This is a genomic window from Candidatus Ryanbacteria bacterium CG10_big_fil_rev_8_21_14_0_10_43_42, from assembly GCA_002793915.1.
Taxonomy (GTDB): domain Bacteria; phylum Patescibacteriota; class Minisyncoccia; order Ryanbacterales; family 2-02-FULL-48-12; genus 1-14-0-10-43-42.
Genome location: PFEF01000006.1, coordinates 102,550 through 121,924, shown reverse-complemented (window position 1 = coordinate 121,924; position 19,375 = coordinate 102,550). Strand labels below are relative to the sequence as shown.

At 42.0% G+C, this 19,375-nt stretch carries 17 protein-coding genes, 2 tRNA genes and 1 rRNA gene; 1 reads left to right on the top strand and 19 read right to left on the bottom strand.

Annotated features, from left to right (window positions below; genetic code table 11):
• Window positions 1-46: 46 nt before the first annotated feature.
• The 16 genes from COU90_03060 to COU90_02985 form a co-directional block, all read right to left on the bottom strand.
• Window positions 47-1,063, bottom strand: a complete 1,017-nt coding sequence (locus tag COU90_03060; protein ID PJE64401.1) for a patatin — start codon at window positions 1,061-1,063, stop codon at window positions 47-49.
• Between the two features lie 110 nt (window positions 1,064-1,173).
• The gene (locus COU90_03055) at window positions 1,174-1,860 is read right to left on the bottom strand and encodes a hypothetical protein (GenBank protein PJE64400.1); all 687 of its coding nucleotides are present in this window, start codon (window positions 1,858-1,860) and stop codon (window positions 1,174-1,176) included.
• A gap of 170 nt (window positions 1,861-2,030) precedes the next feature.
• The gene (locus COU90_03050) at window positions 2,031-2,555 is read right to left on the bottom strand and encodes an inositol monophosphatase (protein ID PJE64399.1); all 525 of its coding nucleotides are present in this window, start codon (window positions 2,553-2,555) and stop codon (window positions 2,031-2,033) included.
• Between the two features lie 351 nt (window positions 2,556-2,906).
• Window positions 2,907-4,070, bottom strand: coding sequence for a cell filamentation protein Fic (locus tag COU90_03045; GenBank protein ID PJE64398.1), 1,164 nt, complete (start codon window positions 4,068-4,070; stop codon window positions 2,907-2,909).
• A 301-nt stretch (window positions 4,071-4,371) separates the two neighbouring features.
• The gene (locus COU90_03040; GenBank protein ID PJE64397.1) at window positions 4,372-4,572 is read right to left on the bottom strand and encodes a hypothetical protein; all 201 of its coding nucleotides are present in this window, start codon (window positions 4,570-4,572) and stop codon (window positions 4,372-4,374) included.
• A 98-nt stretch (window positions 4,573-4,670) separates the two neighbouring features.
• Entirely contained in the window at window positions 4,671-5,015 is a 345-nt protein-coding gene (locus COU90_03035; GenBank protein PJE64396.1) for a rhodanese-like domain-containing protein, read from the bottom strand.
• A gap of 128 nt (window positions 5,016-5,143) precedes the next feature.
• Window positions 5,144-8,338, bottom strand: coding sequence for a P-loop ATPase (locus COU90_03030; GenBank protein ID PJE64395.1), 3,195 nt, complete (start codon window positions 8,336-8,338; stop codon window positions 5,144-5,146).
• Window positions 8,262-9,365, bottom strand: coding sequence for an HNH endonuclease (locus COU90_03025; protein ID PJE64394.1), 1,104 nt, complete (start codon window positions 9,363-9,365; stop codon window positions 8,262-8,264). The genes COU90_03030 and COU90_03025 overlap by 77 nt, the downstream gene beginning before the upstream one ends.
• A gap of 2 nt (window positions 9,366-9,367) precedes the next feature.
• On the bottom strand, window positions 9,368-10,486 hold the full coding sequence (locus tag COU90_03020; GenBank protein ID PJE64393.1) for a modification methylase: 1,119 nt from the start codon (window positions 10,484-10,486) through the stop codon (window positions 9,368-9,370).
• A gap of 2 nt (window positions 10,487-10,488) precedes the next feature.
• Window positions 10,489-10,686: an XRE family transcriptional regulator gene (locus COU90_03015; GenBank protein ID PJE64392.1), complete on the bottom strand. Its 198-nt coding sequence runs from the start codon at window positions 10,684-10,686 to the stop codon at window positions 10,489-10,491.
• 187 nt (window positions 10,687-10,873) lie between these two features.
• Window positions 10,874-10,946: transfer RNA gene (locus tag COU90_03010), tRNA-Ala, on the bottom strand.
• A 75-nt stretch (window positions 10,947-11,021) separates the two neighbouring features.
• Window positions 11,022-11,765, bottom strand: coding sequence for a hypothetical protein (locus COU90_03005; GenBank protein ID PJE64391.1), 744 nt, complete (start codon window positions 11,763-11,765; stop codon window positions 11,022-11,024).
• A gap of 28 nt (window positions 11,766-11,793) precedes the next feature.
• Entirely contained in the window at window positions 11,794-12,801 is a 1,008-nt protein-coding gene (locus COU90_03000) for a D-alanine--D-alanine ligase (GenBank protein ID PJE64390.1), read from the bottom strand.
• A gap of 138 nt (window positions 12,802-12,939) precedes the next feature.
• Window positions 12,940-13,013: transfer RNA gene (locus COU90_02995), tRNA-Ile, on the bottom strand.
• Window positions 13,014-13,361: 348 nt separating this feature from the next.
• A 16S ribosomal RNA gene (locus tag COU90_02990) occupies window positions 13,362-14,810 on the bottom strand.
• Between the two features lie 187 nt (window positions 14,811-14,997).
• Window positions 14,998-15,708, bottom strand: a complete 711-nt coding sequence (locus COU90_02985; protein ID PJE64389.1) for a tRNA (guanosine(37)-N1)-methyltransferase TrmD — start codon at window positions 15,706-15,708, stop codon at window positions 14,998-15,000.
• Window positions 15,709-15,818: 110 nt separating this feature from the next.
• Here COU90_02985 and COU90_02980 point away from each other — a divergent pair, with 110 nt between their 5' ends.
• Complete coding sequence (locus COU90_02980) at window positions 15,819-16,052, top strand: hypothetical protein (protein PJE64388.1); 234 nt, start codon at window positions 15,819-15,821, stop codon at window positions 16,050-16,052.
• A gap of 89 nt (window positions 16,053-16,141) precedes the next feature.
• Here COU90_02980 and COU90_02975 read toward each other — a convergent pair whose 3' ends face one another.
• From COU90_02975 to COU90_02965, 3 genes are all read right to left on the bottom strand, one after another.
• Window positions 16,142-16,456, bottom strand: coding sequence for an RNA-binding protein (locus tag COU90_02975; protein ID PJE64387.1), 315 nt, complete (start codon window positions 16,454-16,456; stop codon window positions 16,142-16,144).
• Window positions 16,457-16,608: 152 nt separating this feature from the next.
• On the bottom strand, window positions 16,609-17,034 hold the full coding sequence (locus COU90_02970; protein ID PJE64386.1) for a 30S ribosomal protein S16: 426 nt from the start codon (window positions 17,032-17,034) through the stop codon (window positions 16,609-16,611).
• A gap of 69 nt (window positions 17,035-17,103) precedes the next feature.
• Window positions 17,104-19,374 carry a hypothetical protein gene (locus tag COU90_02965; protein PJE64385.1) on the bottom strand — a complete coding sequence of 757 codons (2,271 nt, stop codon included), beginning with the start codon at window positions 19,372-19,374 and terminating at the stop codon, window positions 17,104-17,106.
• Between the last annotated feature and the right edge of the window lies 1 nt (window position 19,375).

Below are 19,375 nucleotides of genomic sequence, written 5' to 3'. Positions count from 1 at the left end.
CTGTGGGTACAGTATATACAAAAAGCAGAGATAAATCAATTAATAATCATCCCGCCTCTTCTTTCGATTTCCAAACTTGCTGTCTGCGGCTTTCTCCTTTTCCACGCTTTTGATTGTATTCTTCAAAGTTCCACTTTTGGAAAAATTCCTCTGCGGCCTTTTTTCCGCTTTCATAAAGCTCCTGTTTTTTCTCTATGGTCGTATCAAAATCGGTGGTTTGGACACCCAGCGTTTCTATGGGTATCGTACGCTGGAAATTCGTATCCTTAATATATCTTGCATCATGCGCCTCCATCATGGTCGAAAACAGTGCCGCTAAAAGGCTTACCGGACCGTTGATATTGTGTGGCTTATATTCATCCGGTTCCACCAGTTTATAGCCGAATGTTGGCCAGAGAGGACTCGTATTTCCCACGGGATCAAAAATTCCAACGGGATAATTACTTAAAATTCCTCCGTCTACAATGAATGAAGCGTCCCCTTTTGCATTTTTCATGATAACCGGCTTATAGAAAAAAGGAATGCTCATACTCATTCTAACAGCTCTTGCAACATCAAAATCATTGGGTACAAAACCATATTCGCTCACGTCATGCGGAAGTGTAATAAGTCTTCCGCGCGAAACATCCGACGCTATGACCTGAAGCTTGTATCTGTACGTCGAGTCTTTGATGTTTTCATCAATCAAAAGATCCTTGAAAGTTCTGATATTCTTTTGTAAGAGCAAATCTCTTAACCAGTTTTCAAAATAATCTCCTTCATAAATACCTTTTGTAATAAGCAAACTCGCAAGAGGTCCTACAAGCGGTATACTGTCTCCCAGTCCCTTATCTTTAAACTTCCTATAATCCAATGCAAACATAATTTCTTTCATTTCGCTTGCCGTATAACCGGCCGCTATAAGAGCGGCTATAATAGCACCCGCCGAAGTACCCGCGACACGGTCAAATATATATCCGTGATCCTCCGTTACCTGCACGGCCCCTACAAGTCCCGTCCCTTTTACGCCGCCCCCTTCAAAGACGGCGTGTATATTTTTATCGGTATTTTTTACAGATTCCATATATACGCCATTATAAATTATCAATTTTTCCATAACAACAATAAACCGCCAATAAGGCGGTTTATTCTGCAGTACTTACTCATTCCAAGAAACATGCTTATTTTATTTGTTTAATATTCGATATAATATTTGATGTCCGCACTTGCCGTTACATCAGATACCCATTGCCCTGCTTCCTGCTGAAATTTCTGATTTTTTAACTGCTCTTTAATCTGTCCGACAAACACCTCCATTGTCATTCCCTCCGGAAGAGTAATGGCGTTATCCGTGATATACGCATTTACCTCCTCATCTGAAACAACAATTTTATCTGCTAATATTTTTTCCAATCGTTTCTGGATACTAATCTGTTCACGAAGTTCCGTTTCTGTAACGCCTTGCGCGGCGAGAATCTGACTTAGTTCTCCGCCCTGGCTTGCAATTTGTTCTTCAATTTTTTTAATTTCCGCATCTATCTCTTCCTCCGCCACGCTTACACCCTGATTATCAAGTTCGGCCTTAATAAGCTTTTGATCTATTATGGCTCCAAGCACCTGCGCACCACTTTGTTTTTCAAGCTCGCTAATAACGGAAAAACGACTTATCGGACTACCGTTTACCGTTGCCGCTACAAAAAGACTTTTAGCGAAGAACAGTCCGACAAGAATAAGAACGATCACGCCTGCGATTATAATATAAACCAGCTTGGATTTCTTCATTGTTATATTTACCTGGCTCGACATATCTTTAGCCGAAGATGATATGTTTTCCTCCATACTTTCTTGTGTGTTTGCATCGTCCATATGTGTATTATCCATTATAATATAGCTACTAAATCTAATATTCCCTTATACATAATTACATGTATTACTGCCCATAGTACCAGACTGTGTGTAAAATGTATACCATTCCGCCAAAGCTGACTCGTTGCGCTTTAAAAACATATATTCTTTATAAATAAGCTCAAGAATTCCCGTATCGATAGAATTTAATATAACTCTTTATTCTTAAAAGGAATAAGGGCAAGTATGGCGGCGGCCGTATAATACTTCGTTCTGTCTATGCTGTCCGCCGTTAGAATACCCACCGAGCCGTTTTCTTGTTTCGAATTTGTTCTCTTAAATACAATATCATCTGCTTCTCCCAATTCTTTCCCTTGCCGAATAAGCTCCGCTACTCTCGGGGGCAAAATATATACACCCGTCCGGCCTTTCCCTATTTTATTATCTTTTGCCTTCACTACCACCCACGCAAATGCTTCCATTTCGGTGCCCTTATCTTCTATTCCGCCCTCTAAACCAACCCAAAAATCCGCATCCGTCATTTTTACAACGTGTGCCACTCTATTATACGCGCCCTCCAATGTTTCTTTATCACTGCACGGCTGATCACGTACACCGGACACAGCAGGAGTGCCGGCTATTTCAAACACTTCTTCCGGAAACATGCTTTCAAAAGCGCGTTTTACGGATTCTACTTTAACCGGATTTTGAGAAGCTACAACTATTTTCATATCTTAAATGTACCAGAATATCGTATATGAAGAAATACGCCCGTGCGACAGAATACGGAACCAGAGGCAAAAATAGAAGGATGGCCGGCTTTCCTTTTAGTTTTTCTGTGTGCCCAATAAAAACAGCCCCGTGGATTCCACGGGACTGTTTTAAGTTTTTGGAGAAATTGACTCTCCTCACCTGACTGTCAATCGTTTAGATAATATAACATAAAGTTGATTTTATCAAAACAGGGTGGACCTGACGGGAATTAAATTCAATAGTGGCTGACACTAAATCCTAATCCCACAAATCCAAATCTGTAGTAGCTTTCCTGTTTAGTTGTTGTGGCGATTTCCTTTTTCATAGCTTTATCTCTTAAAAAGTTCCAGATACTCGTGCAGGACAAAAATCCGGTTACGGGAAAAACCGGTAATTTCCTTAAGAATACCAACGCGCTCCATTTCGCCGACAAGGGTGTTGGTCGCCGTGTTTGAAGCGTTAAGATACTTTGATGCATCAGAAACTTTAAAAGCAGGCATGGAAAATGACTGTAATAAAAGTTTATGAGCCAGTTTTGCCCGGCGTCCGAGCTCCATAGTTTGTTTCTCGTAGCGAGCACGCAGATCGATAATTTTCTCGAACGTATCTTTGCCTTTTTTGGCCGTCTCAATAACTGCCGAGAGGAAAAAGACTATCCATTGATCCAGATCATTCCTCTCTCGCACAAAAGTAAGCGCGTCATAATACGCACCTTTATTTCTTTCAAAGAAGTCCGAAAGATACAGGGTTGGTTTTCGCAAAATTCCAAGCTCGATGAGATGAAGCCCGATGAGCATACGGCCAATTCTCCCGTTGCCGTCATTGAACGGGTGAATCGTCTCAAACTGATAATGCGAAATAGCCATCTTGATTAAGTGGGGCATATTCAATCCTTTGTTATGCCAAAAAAATTCAAGGTCCTTTAAGGCCTCTCCCATATCTTCCGGATGGGGTGGAATAAAAGCGGCGGTCTGAATACTTGTGCCGCCAATCCAATTTTGTGCGGTGCGAACTTCTCCCGGTTGTTTGTGTTCACCACGAACGCCGGACAATAAAATCTTATGAGCTTCTTGTAAAAGCCTCATCGAGATCGGGAGCTCATTCAATCGGGCAATACTCTTATTCATTGCGGCAATATAATTTTGTACCTCAGTCCAGTCATCTCTTTTTTCCGGAGAGATTTCTTCTTCCGGCAAAACAGCTTCATCCATACCAGTGCGAGTGCCTTCAATGCGACTGGATTTTACCGCTTCATTGCGCACATGCATTTGAATGAAAAAATCTACATCCGGCACAAGGATGGAATAAGCATTTAATTCTCCGACAAGTCTAATTGCCTCTTCAAGGAGAACAGGAATTCTTTTATCTTGCCACTCGTAGGGATGATTTACCGGAGACGGCAAAAAACTCTGGTATTCATAATCCTTACCCCAGAAGTGCTTTTTGTGAGTACCTGCCATAAATTTGTCATTTTGCTGTGCTTTGTTCTCCATAGTTTTACTTGTTTTGTCTAAGTTGAAACACGTATTCCCATATTACCAGATATCCACAAAAAGTGCAATAAGGATATTTGTATTACGACTTGGTGCAAAAAGCCGACATAATCAGCCCTAAAAAACTGGCCTAGTATCCACTGATAAATCAAGCATTTTTACTATATCAATCTAGTGATATAGAGGATCAAAAGAGGCATGACATGATTTAAAATAAGGACTTTTCCGGGTATTTACTAAATGGAGCTCGGTGTTTGCTTCGTGTTCGCTCTGTGGCTTCGGCGATGTTTGTGCGGCAAAACTACGCGGCTTCGAATCTTGCCTTGTTCTCGTCCATCCACTTCTGCATTTCCGTCTTTTGTTGTTCGGGAGTTAGATCTGCCTTTCCCTTCATAACTTCAGCATGCGCCTCGGTATAATGTGGCTTGAGATTATTCATCCACTCCCCAAACGTTTCGCCCTGTGCTTCATGGTCGCACATATCACATTTTAGAGTTTTCATAGTTTTTATGGTTAGTTATTAATCGACCCTTGTAGTTTACCATATTGTGCTTGCCACACTCGCCCAGTGTGCGCATAATTTTACTCCCTTAATCCAAACTATTTCGTCGCTTCTCCTTCAAATTTATGGCCTGCGTTTTGCCAACCTGCGAGACCGTCAACATAATGACCAACATTCGTATAGCCGGCTTCTTCAAGAGCATTGGCGGCCAACGCTGATAGCTGACATCCATTTGAGGCGCAATAAGTTATGATCTCTGCGTCTTTCTGGGCGTTAATTACTTGCTCAAATTGTTTTATAAAATCAGTTCCATACGGCATGCTTTTTGCTCCGGGGATGTGGCGCGCCTCAAAGCTGTTGGCCGCCAATGTATCAATGAGATAAAAGTTCTCGTTTTTATCCAATTTACTCTTTACTTCTTCAGTTGAAATTTTTTTAGCCATAGTTATAAAAGGTTAGTTGATTTATATGAGAGCGGGTCGACATGTCCGCTTTTTGTGAATTATAACAAAGTAGGCAAAAAATGTCTTTGCGTTTGCCCCACCCTCCCAGTGCGCGCGCAAACCGCCCGCTATGCGGGCGACTCCCCTTTGCCAGTAGGGTTATCGATATAATCATCGAGTGCCTTATATACACGTGGCAAGTCGTTTTGATAGGACGCAAAAATATCCTCAGAATCTGAATTTACATATCGTGTTCCCATAAATATTTTTTTACCTGAATTCTCAAAGTTTAGTTTCTTGATTTTTTCTCTATGTTCCTTCCAAAATTCAGAGAGAGTTTGTATATCAAGAACACCAACAATCGTTTTTAACTTAAAGTCAGGAATTTTACCAAAATGATCTTCCCTGAGAGCATCAAATGGAATATTCCTCAAAAGCAAACTTAAAAGATTCTCATAATTATTCTCACTGGTTGTCGGATTAAAGCACCTCTCAAATAGATACTTATTCATCAAGTTTTTGATCATTCCTTTGTCAGCATTTCCGAGAGGATCATAAAGACCACAACCAACCCCGTGATTTATCTGGTCATCACCTAGCTGGTAAACAATAAAACCTAAAGCATTAAATTTTGTATATTCAACATCTGCCTGTAACTTATCTTCAGATATAACACCGCCTTTCACTTGATTTCGCACATAAGTGGAATATTCTCCCGTTATATTATCCAAAGACAACTTTTGAACTTCCGAAAAAATGTTAATCTTTTTGTCAATGTATCGTGATTTAAACACACCAAAAATTTTCTGTGAAATTTCACGCATTTCTTCTTTTACAATGATTCTCGTGTCCCCCGCAGTAGGAGCTTCTTTATTACCGTGTTTTGCTATTGCTCTAGATACGTTGAAAATATCGCCACCTCTATCGGAACAGCAGATCAATCTCAAACTAAGTGAATCATATAGACCAAGAATACCTCGCTCATCTTCTAACAAGGCGTCTAGTATTCCTTCATCTTTGTGGGTGTCTTCACCGAAAATCCAATCAGCGATTTCTTTGATGTTTTCCTCCGTATTATTACCATTCATGCTACCTTTATATCCAGCATCATTAAGCAGTCGTACCAAAAAATAAGGAAGATCATGATGACGTAGTCCTACGCCAAGAACCTCGTTTTCAAACAGGGAATATTTAGATATATTTTGTGTCAGATACCTTATTAAATTACCAGCAACATTTTGATTCAGTTTCCTTGTGTTGTTTACAATGAGACGCCAAAGTTTTTGTCGCTTTTGCTCGCCAAGTTCAACAGAAAATTCTGGTTGATTAAAAAGTTGTTCTATAGTTATATCTTCGCTAATGATCTTGTCTCGCCAGTTTTTGAAAGGTGCAAATTGCTTTTCTTCTTCTGGCGGCGCTAGATGAGCAATTAAACGCAAATAATCTTCTAGATTGCGACCAGAACCAGTAAATTTGTCACCATTGAAACATGCCAGGGAAGTTTTTATGTCTTCCGATACACTGTCTATCTTTCGATATGAATCTTCATTATTGATGTAGTGGTTTGCACTATCATTATTTTTTGCTCGCTTAAGTCGCCTAGTGACATTAAATATCTGCTCAATGAGAAACTTTTGATTATCTGTTAAGTCCTCTAGATATTCGTTGTATACATCAGAATTTTCATATGTGTCGCTCCTTTCTCCATTGTTTCTCTTCTTATCTTTTGGATAAAACTCACTGTCATAGGGACCAACTGCAGAGAAAAAACCATAACCACCTGCAGTTTCGGTGTTATAAATTTTTCTGAAAATACTTGGATAATTAATATAAATCAGTAGTAAATGAGCTAAATCAAACTTATCAATATCTGCTTTATCGAAGTTTACTTTATACAACTCTAAAAGAACCACCGTATTCACAAGTCGCTTCAATTTTCTAATGTCTCCGACAAAGGACGTATAACGATGAAATTCAGGTGATTGAAATATGTCGCGTAGTCCGCTTAATACGACAGCAACAAGTTCTGGATCTGTTGTTTTGTCCTCAATTACCTTTTTCAATTCTTTTGAAACGAAATTCTCTAGGTTTTTCTTATCGAGGAAAATACTTATCTTAATATTGACGAATTTCTCCAGGAATTCATTCACCGTCTCAATCTCTGGCGTATCTGCCTCCAATGCATTTATATTCTCTGTGTCGTAACATAAGACATACGAAATATTGGGGAATTTAAAACTTTCACGTATTGCAAACAATACGTTCTTAATCTCTTTTAATTCTATGCGGTCTAGGTCGTCTACAATAACGATTATTCTCCTATTGATTCCATTTAGTGCACACTCTAAATCATTATGTACATCGTTAATGGTGCGCCTACTAGCAAATTCTGGAATTTTTACCCCAAAAATACTAAATCCATTTACTATCTTGATGAGCTTAGAATATTGAGAAAAAAGTGGGCGTATCTCAGGAATAAAAACATTCTTTTGTATTTCTTTTATTAGACCATCCACAAATCTCTCAAGTAAATTAGCATCTGTTGAATAGTGTAAGGGACTAAATTCGTACACAATTAACTCGTTTTTATGTTTGATTTCCCAATACCTCTTACAGAGATTTAAAAATGATGACTTACCAGATCCCCAAGGGGCATCTACACCAAACACTAAACCCTTACCCTGTGAAGCATGAAAGATATTCTCTGCGAACGAATTTGCTTTTGTACTAAAATCCAGGAGATCGCCTTCGGAATCCCTAATTGGGTTATCATTTGCAAATTTTGAGTCCACTTTCTTTCTGCGGTTAAACATTTGCAGTATCACATACAGTACGCATGATAGCGACAAAATAAATACAATAATAAAGAAAAGTAATACGCTGTCGCTGTTTAGTTCCATTACATGCTCCTGTATGTATGTAGAAAGTATATTTTTATTGCTAAAGACCACCAATGCACTTAATCCTGCCGCAATAAAAATATCAAATCTCGAACTCTTTATGACCTTCCATACTACTTGTAGAAAATCTCGAAAGTAAAGATAAGAGAATAAAAGAGCGAATACAAAAATATAAAATGCCTCGCCCTTACGAGTAATCAACCATGAATAGTCTGGGAGAATATTCAACGAAAACCATGATCCAATAGCGGATCCAAGAATAAAGGTAAACGAAACAGCAGATCCCCAAAAAATTGCCTCTAACAGTGTTCGTATTGTTTGGGGAGGTAGCCTCATGGTGTTAGTGTTACTTTCCAGATTTCCTTCGGTTATCGTCTTTGCACAACAACTGGCAATTTTTTGCGTTAGTTTTGCCGCCCTCATGCCAAGGGGTAATGTGATCAGCTTCCATATCAGAAATATCAAACTTTTCTTTGCAGAATGCACAAATACCTTTCTGCCTCTCGTACGCCTCTCGCTTCATATTGTCAGTAAATGAACGGATATTTAAATGCCGCTCATTTCGCGTCAAAACATACGGATAGATACCAGATTTTTTTGTTACATCTTCGTCTTTCATAAATTCTGCAACTTCTGTTTCAAGTTTCTTGGCGTTTAGCTTTTTATCCTTGAATTGGTTGTACAACTCGCCCCAATTTACGTGCGCCATTTCTTTGCGATAGTTCGGAAATGTCTGACGCACCCACGCAATAACATTTTGGAAATACTTCCACAGCTCATCGGCATTCTTGTCGTGCTGATGCTTTGCCATATATTCGGCAATTTCGCCGCTATTGATCCACGAGAGTGCAGTTTCTAGGTACTCTTGTCTAATTGGTGAACCTGTAAGCAATGCGCCGCCATCATTTGCCAAAAGATATGCCGCGCAGCCAGATTTACTAAACTTAAGTTTTGCGTCCGAAAGCCATGTGCCAGTGTAAACAGCATTTCGCAATTCTTGATCGGTAAGACGTTCGCCTGCGATGTTGATAATCTTGAACCAATCTAACTTTTCCTTATCTGTTCCTTCACAGAAGTACACCATCAATTCGTAATCGAGGATTTGCCCCTGTTCTTCTTTAGTAAGGTTGTGGAACATAGCAGTGCGACCATTAAAGTCCACCGAAAAATCTCCATTCGCAAATTGCCCGATACTGATTGTTCTTTGCTGTCCGTCTAACACCTCAAAGCTATCGTCGTCGCTTTTTACCCAATACATCACATTGAGCGGAAAATTTTTCTTTACGGTATCAATGACCGCATCGCGCTGTTTATCTTTATAGACAAATTCACGTTGATATTTAGGTCGAATATCGAGCTTGCCACCATAAGCAACCACACCTTCTTCATGATTGTCTGCGTAGCCATTGACTACCTCACGTATTTTGATTCTGTGTAGTTCAATTTTCATAATTATTTTTTATTTCTTATTAAAAGTCGCGCGTACACAGCTTTGTAAGTATTGCCAGTTTTTATCACGCTACGAGCATTTAAGTCGTTGTATTTAGGATTGTCCGCTTCTGTATATTTTTTCGTTCGGAGACCAGACGTGTTTTGTCTATCAGTAATGCCTAATATTTCAAACTGCTCTGGATTGTATTTATCGATGAAAGTAATAGGGACACCCATTATTCCATCGTAGTCCATTGGAATATCAGAGACTTTATCAACGTTTATTGCAGGATAGTTGTCGTATTTAGGATATTCTTGTGCGGTGTATGTTTTATACAAAGTCAGTCTCTCGTGACGTTTTGTGGTCTCAAGATTTGTAAACCACATAATTCTTCCCATACTGAAATACTTCACGCCGTTTACGATTTTCTTTCTTGATTCAGTTGGAATGTCGTAATCCATCGGGACTTGAAACCATTTCGTGCCTCCATTATCGTAACCGAGCCATATTTTATCGTCGCTAATTAACTTAAAAATCTCCTTGTATGTTATGGCGTTTTGGTCCCCAAGTATTAAAAATTTCTTATCGTATTCAACAAGTTGGGCTACATACTCACGAAAGAGTGAAAATGGCGGATTTGTCACTACAATGTCAGCTTGTTTAAGCAACTCTATACTTTCTGGACTTCTAAAATCTCCCTCGCTATCTAACGGTGCCCATTCGTTGTTTTTGTTTGCTTTGAGCTGTTCAGCGACATCACGTAAATCAAAAGCACCGTCGCCATCAAAATCATCAACTTCGTTGATGATAAATTTATTGGCAGTCACTTTTGGACGGCCTTTGGATTTTGTCAGCACTTCTTCGTCACCAAATAGTCCAAGCTGTGTATTTGCAATAGGTGACGGCTTGTAGCTCGTCGCAATTAGTTTTTTCAATCCCAGTGCATTAAAATTACCAGCGAAATATTTAAAAAAGTTACTCTCAAACGGATCGTCGCAGTTGCAATAAACAACCTTGCCTCGAAATTGATTTTTGTAATGCTTCAACTCTTTTTCAATATCAACGAGCTGAGTATAAAACTCATCTTTCTTTGCTTGACCAGCCTTGTTAAGGCCCATGTTTAAGGTTTGGGTGTTCATAACTACTTCTGTATTAAATCATCAACATCAACCTCAAGCGCCTTGGCGATTTTGGAAAGAGTATCGATAGTAGGATTCTTATTGACCCCGCTTTCTATCTTTACAACCGTATTGAGCGACAAATCAGCTAACCGCGCCACTTTTTCGAGAGAGTAGCTCTTTTCCGCTCTTATTTTTTTGAGGTTATCTGCAATTTTCATAACTTTCTGTTATATAAATTGGTATATAGATTATAATATAAAGTATGGAATATCTATATTTAAATCATATCGGATTTAAGGGGTTTTGTAAACAAGAAAGCGGCTAAGCAAACCAAAAACTCCCTCTTTCCGCCTTGCCGGCACGCGGACAGCGGGAGGTTAAAAACGGTTATTGAGATTTACGATGTGGACCCGACAGGACTCGAACCTGCCACCTCCGCAGTGCAAGTGCGGCGCTCTACCAGATGAGCTACGGGCCCATATTATTTACGTCTCTAAACCTATTATTAAAGTCTTTTACCCTCCTAGGACTCGAACCGTGGAAAGTAACCCCGTTACTTTCCACCCTCCGCAGTGCAAGTTTGATATGCTGGGGGCATATCAAACCGCTCTACCAGATGAGCTACCGAAATTCGCCCTCGTAAATTTCGAAATATTTTAATTTGAAATCTACAAAAAACCATACCATGGTTCTTCCTTTTTTTCAAGAAAAAAGCCACCTCTGCGGATGGCTTTGGCATACGGTCTTTAAATTCTTTCCCTACAATATTTTTTATGAGAAGCATAAGTGCGGGAGGAACCGGCTTTTCTTCGTTTTCAGAATAATGACGCCCATACGCCTTATCATGAAAATATATCTCTCCAAAAGAAAATGGGGTTTTGTAGCGCGGAATAAAGTGATAATGCATTACCGGCATAGGAATCGGCGAACGATAAGCATTATTCATAAGACGCATAAAGTTGGTGTAGGTGGCGCCATATCTAAGTACCAAAGTATGTAGTACGAGTTCTATCTCATCCCGTTCTCGCCTTTCAGCAGACGTTAGGCATACGGGAGATTCGCATACCCGTTTTAAACGCACGATGCTCCGCAAGAAATGCGGATTCTGCTTTTCGTGTAGTACAACACGCCAGTATTCCCCTTCGTATACAACCAGGCGCGTTTCTACAAAATAAGACTGTATATAAAAGCGTGCGGGCGTTACCATACTCGCATATTCAGATGAACCAAATCCCTTAACTAAAATATATAAAAGAGAAAATCCCAAAGCCCAACTCTGCCATCGCATGCGTCTCATAAAACACTTCCTCCTTGTAAAAGATCTGTTATGCCGTTGCCAAACGCACCAAATGTTCCAGTAACTGCGGAAATTCCATTTTAGCTAATCGCGCCTGTTTCGGGAAAAGCGATTCGCTTGTGAGTCCCGGTAGGGTATTCGTTTCCAAAACGTATATTTTCGTTCCCTTAATAATCATATCCGTACGGGAATAATGCCGACATCCGAGCGCATTATGAGCCGCAACGGCCTGTGCCTTAATATTTTTAAGCATTTCGCCGAAGAACGGTGCTGGAACTTCTTTTGTAGAACCATCATACTTTACTTCATAATCAAAGAACTTTCCGTCCGGCGGAATAATCTCCAGCGGGTGAAGCGCGTGCACATCCTCTCCGGCAAAATCCTGAAGTACTCCACAGGTAATCTCCCGTCCTTTTATAAATTCTTCCACTACAACATGATTATCATACCCGAATGCGGTTTCCAAACCGTCGGCTAACCCCGGAAGTGTGCGTGCTATGGTAACACCCACGGAAGAACCGCGACTTGCGGGCTTCACTACCCAGGGAGGTGCCGTCATGAGATGCACGCGAGAAAGAGCCTCCTTCATATCAAAATTATTCCGCTCGAACGCTACGGCTCTTGGCGTAAGGATTCCCGCCTTATTAAAAATATCTTTGCTGATTATTTTGTTCATCGCAAGTGCCGCCGCCGTTGTGCGAGATCCCGTATACCGCACATTGCATCTGTCAAAAATTTGCTGTACCTGCCCATCCTCACCATATTCCCCGTGCATAGCATTGAACATAACATCATGACGTGCGCATATCTCTACCGGATCGAAAGCGGAAGCACTGTTGTTATAGAGCCAATTGCCCGATTTGGTAACATATACCTGTGTTACCGTATGCCCTAATCCGCGAAGAGTATCTATAACATTCCTACCCGTCATTAATGAAATATCATGCTCGCTCGACGGTCCGCCCATTACAACACCAATTTTTAATTTATTCTGCTTCATAGATATAGTATACAAAAAAATACGCAAGAAGCGCATTTATTACTGTGTGTATCTTTATGTCCACTTGGATTACGTTACTCCGAACCTCCGACCTCTAGAAAATATCACAGGTATTTTCTAGTTATCAGGAGAAGAGTAATTCCTATTACTCTTCTCCGCTCTAAATCCATTCTGTGGGCGTGGGAGGACTCGAACCTCCGACCTCGTCATTATCAGTGACGCGCTCTAACCAGCTGAGCTACACGCCCATTAATTATAAGGCACTTGTTCAGAACGGATTAAACCGGCTTGAGCTGAACACCCGTATCTATAGAACATAGCCTACACTGTTTTACTCTATTTTTCAATATGATAACCGCCCATAAACGATTATTGCCATTTCCTGCATTCCATTTACTTACTCCCACCAACACAAAAAACCGCCGTTTGACGGCGGCTTTTTGTGTTGAACGCCTATTCTATTGTTCCGGAGTCGTTTTCTGATTGGTGACGACCAAACCGTTTCAAATACTTGCCATATATCCGCAAATATTCGAACGACCATACTCATGCCGTTAGCATGAGATGTATATCCTTAAAAGGATGAATTCCACGAACAGCTTCCGCTACCCGTGCCTTGTTACGACTTACTCCCTGTTACCGAACTTACCTTAGTTCCGCATGAAGCGAACCTTCGGGTACTCCCGGCTCCCTTGAGTTGACGGGCGGTGAGTACAAGACTTGAGAACGTATTCACCGCGGTATAGCTGACCCGCGATTACTAGCGATTCCGACTTCATGGAGTCGAATTGCAGACTCCAATCCGAACTGAGGGATGTTTTAAGGGATTTGCTCCACCTCGCGGTTTCGCGGCCCGTTGTACATCCCATTGTAGCACGTGTGTAGCCCAGGGCATCAAAGGGTCATGCTGATTTGGCGTCATCCCCTCCTTCCTCCCGGCTGAGCCGGGCAGTCTCGTCTGACACGTATAACAGACAACAAGGGTTGCGTTCGTTGACCCAATTAAGGGGACAGTTCACACCACGAACTGACGACAACCATGCAACACCTGCCACGCCGTCCTTGTGAGAAAGCGCTCCTTTCGGAGAGCCGTCGACGTGGTGTCAAGCCCTGGTAAGGTTCTTCGGTTAGCGACGAATTAAACCACATGCTCCACCGCTTGTGCAAGTCCCCGTCTATTCCTTTGAGTTTTAGCCTTGCGGCCGTACTTCCCTGGCGGATGACTTAACGCGTTAGCTTCGCCACCGGAAGGGTCGATACTTCCAATAGCTAGTCATCATCGTTTACAGCGTGGACTACAAGGGTATCTAATCCTTTTTGATCCCCACGCTTTCGTGTCTCAGGGTCAGGTATGCGCCAGTACATTGCCTTCGCTTTTGGTGTTCCCCATGATATCAACGGATTTCACCCCTACACCATGAGTTCCATGTACCTCTCGCATCCTCCAGTTATGCCGTTTCCTACCCGGCCGCGAGGTTGGGCCTCGCGATTTAAAGCAGGACTAACATTACCCCCTACACACCCTTTACGCCCAGTTAATCCGGACAACACTTGGACCTCTCGTATTACCGCGGCTGCTGGCACGAGATTAGCAGGTCCTTATTCATAGGGTACAGTCATTTACATTCCTCCCCTATAAAAGCAGTTTACGCCCCGAAGAGCTTCTTCCTGCATGCGGCGTCGCTCCATCAAGCTTTCGCTCATTGTGGAAGATTCTCGACTGCAGCCACCCGTAGGTGTTTGGGCCGTGTCGCAGTCCCAATGGTGGGGGTCAGGCTCTCACCTCCCCTAGCCGTCATCGCCTTGGTAAGCCGTTACCTTACCAACAAGCTGATAGCTCGCAGGCCTTTCCCAGAGCGGATTACTCCTTTACCCTTACGGGACTATCGGGAATTAGCTAATCTTTCGACTAGTTATGCCCGACTCTGGGGTAAGTACCCACGTGTTACTACCCCGTTTGCCACTGTCCAATAAATTGGACCGTTTGACTTGCATGCCTTATCCACGCCGCCAGCGTTCGTCCTGAGCTAGGATCAAACTCTCAAAATAAATCCAAATACCATAGTGATATTACTCATTATAATATTCAGAATATGAACACAGCACACAAAAAGTGCGCACCGTGTTCGACCGGAACAATAGAATAGATTTTCAACGATCTTGCAAAATATGAGTGTGCGTCCATTATATACATATCCTGCCCGGCGGTCAACCCCACGAAGAAGGGAGTGCTTATGTTCTGTGTTCACTGCGCCACTTCTCTATATCTTTATGATTCCCCGATAATAACACCTTGGGAACGCGATACTTTTTTCCGTTATATTCAAGCACTTCCGGACGCGTATAGTGCGGATATTCCAATGTACCGCTCGAAGGCATATGATCTCCTTTCTTTTCCTTGGATAATACGCGCGCCCAATGCGATTCCTCTTTCAGTGATTCAAATGTAATAACACCGGGAATAAGGCGCGTTACAGCAGACACCGCCACCATAACCGCCACATCCCCATCGGTAAGAACGTATGGTCCTATAGAAACCTCCTCCGCCTTCAACACTTTTTTCACACGCTCATCAATTCCTTCATATCGTCCGGTGATAAAAATAAGCCGGTCATATTTTTTTGCCCAGTCTTGCGCCATTTTTTGCGTAAACAGCTTTCCTTTTGCCGAAAAGATAACCACTTTTTCCTTCTCCTGCTCCGATCTTTTCTTTTTCTTAAGATTGACACATGCTTTTAAAATCGGTTCCGCCATCAGAACCATACCGGCACCGCCCCCATACGGCTTATCATCAACCTGATGATGCTTATTTTCTGCATAATCGCGCAGATTGTGCACATGAAAAGATACTTTTTTTGTTTCCTGTGCACGCTTAATAATTGACTCTCCAAAATAGGAATCAAATATACGCGGAAAGATTGTTATTATGTCGAATCGCATAATGATAGTATATACTAGCGAATGCCATATAGAAAATAATCTATATCCTTTTCTATTTTAAAATATAATGTATTATAGAGAGTAGATGTATATTGTATCTATAGGGGAGGTCTATGAAGGTATATATCTTTCTCTCTTTGGTTGCGGCGAACATAGCCACTCTTGGGATTATGGCTTGCTCTTTATCACACGGTGTTTACTGTTTAGGATCTGAAATATGCGCCGTTATTATAGGCGTATGCACTATCGGCATGCCGATAGCGACAAGAATTATCGCACCGGCGGATTCGCCGGCGGAGCTTCATTTTTCGCCAAGACATAATGATATTATAGTGGTACACAAATAAGGCATTTCGCCTTTTTTATTTTTCGCATACAACATACAAAGAAAAATCACCGCGGCAATTGTCGCGGTGATTTTTATTAAAGATACGTATTAGAGCTTTAGATCGTCAACAACGTCGTCAACGCCTCTGCTGCTTTCCCGTATTCGTTCTTCGCGGCCTTCCGGTTCCTCTATCTTGAGGTTTACGCGTGCATTATTTTTAATGCCCACAACACGGAGAAGACTGCGAATGGCTTTTGCTGTAGCACCGTTACGGCCGATGATCTGCCCCATGTTTGAAGGAGCTACTTTGAGAGTAAGAAGAACTCCCATCTCATCAACCTTGCGGTCAACCGAAACTTCTTCGGGGTTGTCTACAAGAGCCTTTACAACGAATTCAAGGAAATCCTGATCAGAATATGCCATTGATTCATTCGCTAGAGAACACATCCGAAAATCTGTTTTTCTGCCACTAACCGAGATTTACTTGGATATGCTCCGATTCCGATAATCTGTAAATCGACCTTCCTGTATGAATAACAAAAATTATAGCATATATTATTAAAAAGTCAACTATTTTATTTTTCTTCCGATACTTCCTGTTCCGCCGGAGGATTCTCATCTTTTTTCTCATCTGCCGTCTTAGATTCAGACGGTTTATCTTCCACGCTTTCTTCTTTTTCCTTTACTGCTTCCTTTTCTTCGCTTTCCGCTTTTGGTTTTGCGGGCGGTACAACATTCCTTTTTGGCTTATCAATTACTTTTGCACTGACAAGCAAATTATGCACCGTATCCGATGCCTGTGCGCCGGATGCAATCCAATGCGAAACACGATCTTCCTTCACGCGGAAAGACCCTTTTTGTTTGGGATTGTAAGATCCTAGAATCTCGATAAACCCACCACTTTTTGGTCCGCGACGGGTATCCGTCAAAACAACCCGATAACTCGGATCGTTCCGTTTTCCCACGCGTTGGAGTCGTATAGTTACCATGGTGCCTATCATACAGGATATCCGCTAAAAATCAAGTCCCCCCACATACACAGTACTCCCGAAAAGACATGATACATAACATTATGGCGTTTTTTCTTCATTAAATTTAACCGATAATATCTTCGAGATACCGTCCGATCCCATTGTAACCCCGTAAAGAATACCCGCTTCTTTCATTGTTTGACGATTATGCGTTATGACAATAAGCTGTGTTTCTTTGGAAAGTTGCTGAAGCATGGCACCGTACCGCTGTGAATTTGCTTCATCGAGCGCCGCATCCGTTTCATCAAGCACCAAAAACGGCGGCGGATTGACAATAGACATCGCAAATAAAAGAGCAATTGAGGTAAGAGCGCGCTCTCCGCCGGAAAGCATATCAAGATTTTTAATACGTTTCCGCGGAAGATCTACAGCTATCTCTATACCGGCTTCCCCATCATCCTCAACGCCATTTTCTTCCTGCTCATATTCTTCCTCGCGGTTTTGTTTTCGTTTTTTTTCTTTAACGGTAATAAGAGAAGCGTTGCCTCCCCCAAACATTGTCTGAAACAAATGAGCAAACTCGATATTAATCTGCGTAATACCCTTTTGAAAATCATGTTCGAGGTGTGTTTGTAATTCTTCCATCAGCGCGCGAAGAGATTCGTCCGATTCCCGCAAATCGGAAAGTTCTTTTTCTAAAAATTGATCGCGCTCGGCGACTTCGTTATATTCCTCCAAAACAGCAGTATCAATACCGCCCACTTCTTCCAGTTTTATCTTAAGCCGTTGGATAGACCGGCGAAGTTGCTCACGTTCCTCCCGGGAAAACGCCTCTGTATAACGTCCCATGTCCGCTTGTTCCACTATATGCTTCATTTCTTCATGCTCGCGCGTCCATTCATCTTCCCGAAGCCGAACACGCTCTTTCATAAACGCATACTTCTGAAGCGTCTCCTTTACCGTATATAATTCCGCTTCCCGATCGTGCATGCGCCGCTCCGCGTCCGCGTGCGCCCGACGCGAAGATATAAAGTCCTCATTCTCTTTTTGCATCACCAGGCTCATTTCATCCCGTTTCTCCGCCAGCTTCCGCATAGCATCATTCATAAACTCCTTCTCTTTCGTGAGAGTATGTATTTCCTCCGCGGGCTGACTGTCAATATCCTCTTTTGGTTTCTTTACGGAAAGACGCTCCAAAAATGACTCCGCGTGCGTGCGTATGCGTGTAATAATTTCCTGCACATCCCTTACGGAACTACTGTTCTCCATATCGGCAAGCATTGAAAGCATTTCCTCTAAAATGTCCTTAACCTCCCCGACCGCAATATGGCGTTCATCGTGTGATGAGACAATAGGTGCGGAAGATTTTGCCAGAACAGCAAGTTGTCCTTCCAAACGGCCGAATTCACGCTCTAATCCACGATACTGCTCCTCTATTTCATTCATCTCATGCCGGTACGTCTCTTGTTTTTTTTGGTGAGCCGTATCTATTTTCTCATCTCCTTTCGGAAAAGACGAACGTATGAGATGCAAATCTTTTTCAAGTTCTTCATATGCTTTTTTATACGGCGCCTCCTCCGCCTCCACACGAGCATATTCTTTATCAATGGCATGCTTTTCCCGTGCAATATATTCCGCAACGTTTTGCCTAAGCTCTTCCCGTAACTTACTTGATGCTTCCACTTTTTTCGCCTGCGTGCGTAAAAATGTCAGATGCGGCGCCACTTCGCGACGAAGAGCCTCCACTTGGACCATGTTTGTTTCCGTATGCTCAAGCTTGCGCTCCGTTTCCGCTTTCTTTATCTGATAAATTTTAAGCCCCAGCGCATCCTCCAGCATGGCGCGCTTTTCTTTGGGTGATGCATGTAAAATCCTATCCGCCTCCCCCTGGCTTATAATATGATGCCCCGATCCGCCTACGCCCACATTACTCATAAGTTCCACAACATCCTTTAGGCGCACGGAAGATCCGTTTAATTTATATTCATTCGCTCCGTCCCGATATACCTCACGCGAAACAATCACCTCATCAAAATCAAGAGGAAGCACCTTACTACTATTATCGAACGTAATGGAAACCTTTGCTTTGCCGAGCTGAGACACCGAACCCGAACCGTTGAAAATAAGATCTTCCCCGCGCTTTCCACGCAAAGACTTCATGGATTGTTCGCCCAGTACCCATTTGATAGCCTCTGATACATTTGATTTTCCCGAACCGTTCGGGCCGACAACACCGGTAATGGGCGCGTCAAACTCTATCGTTACCGGCTTGGCAAACGATTTAAATCCGGTAATTTCCAGTTGTTTAAGGATGCTCACAAAATTAGTATACCGTAGAAAATCGGAAGTGGTAAGGAAAAAAGGATAGATA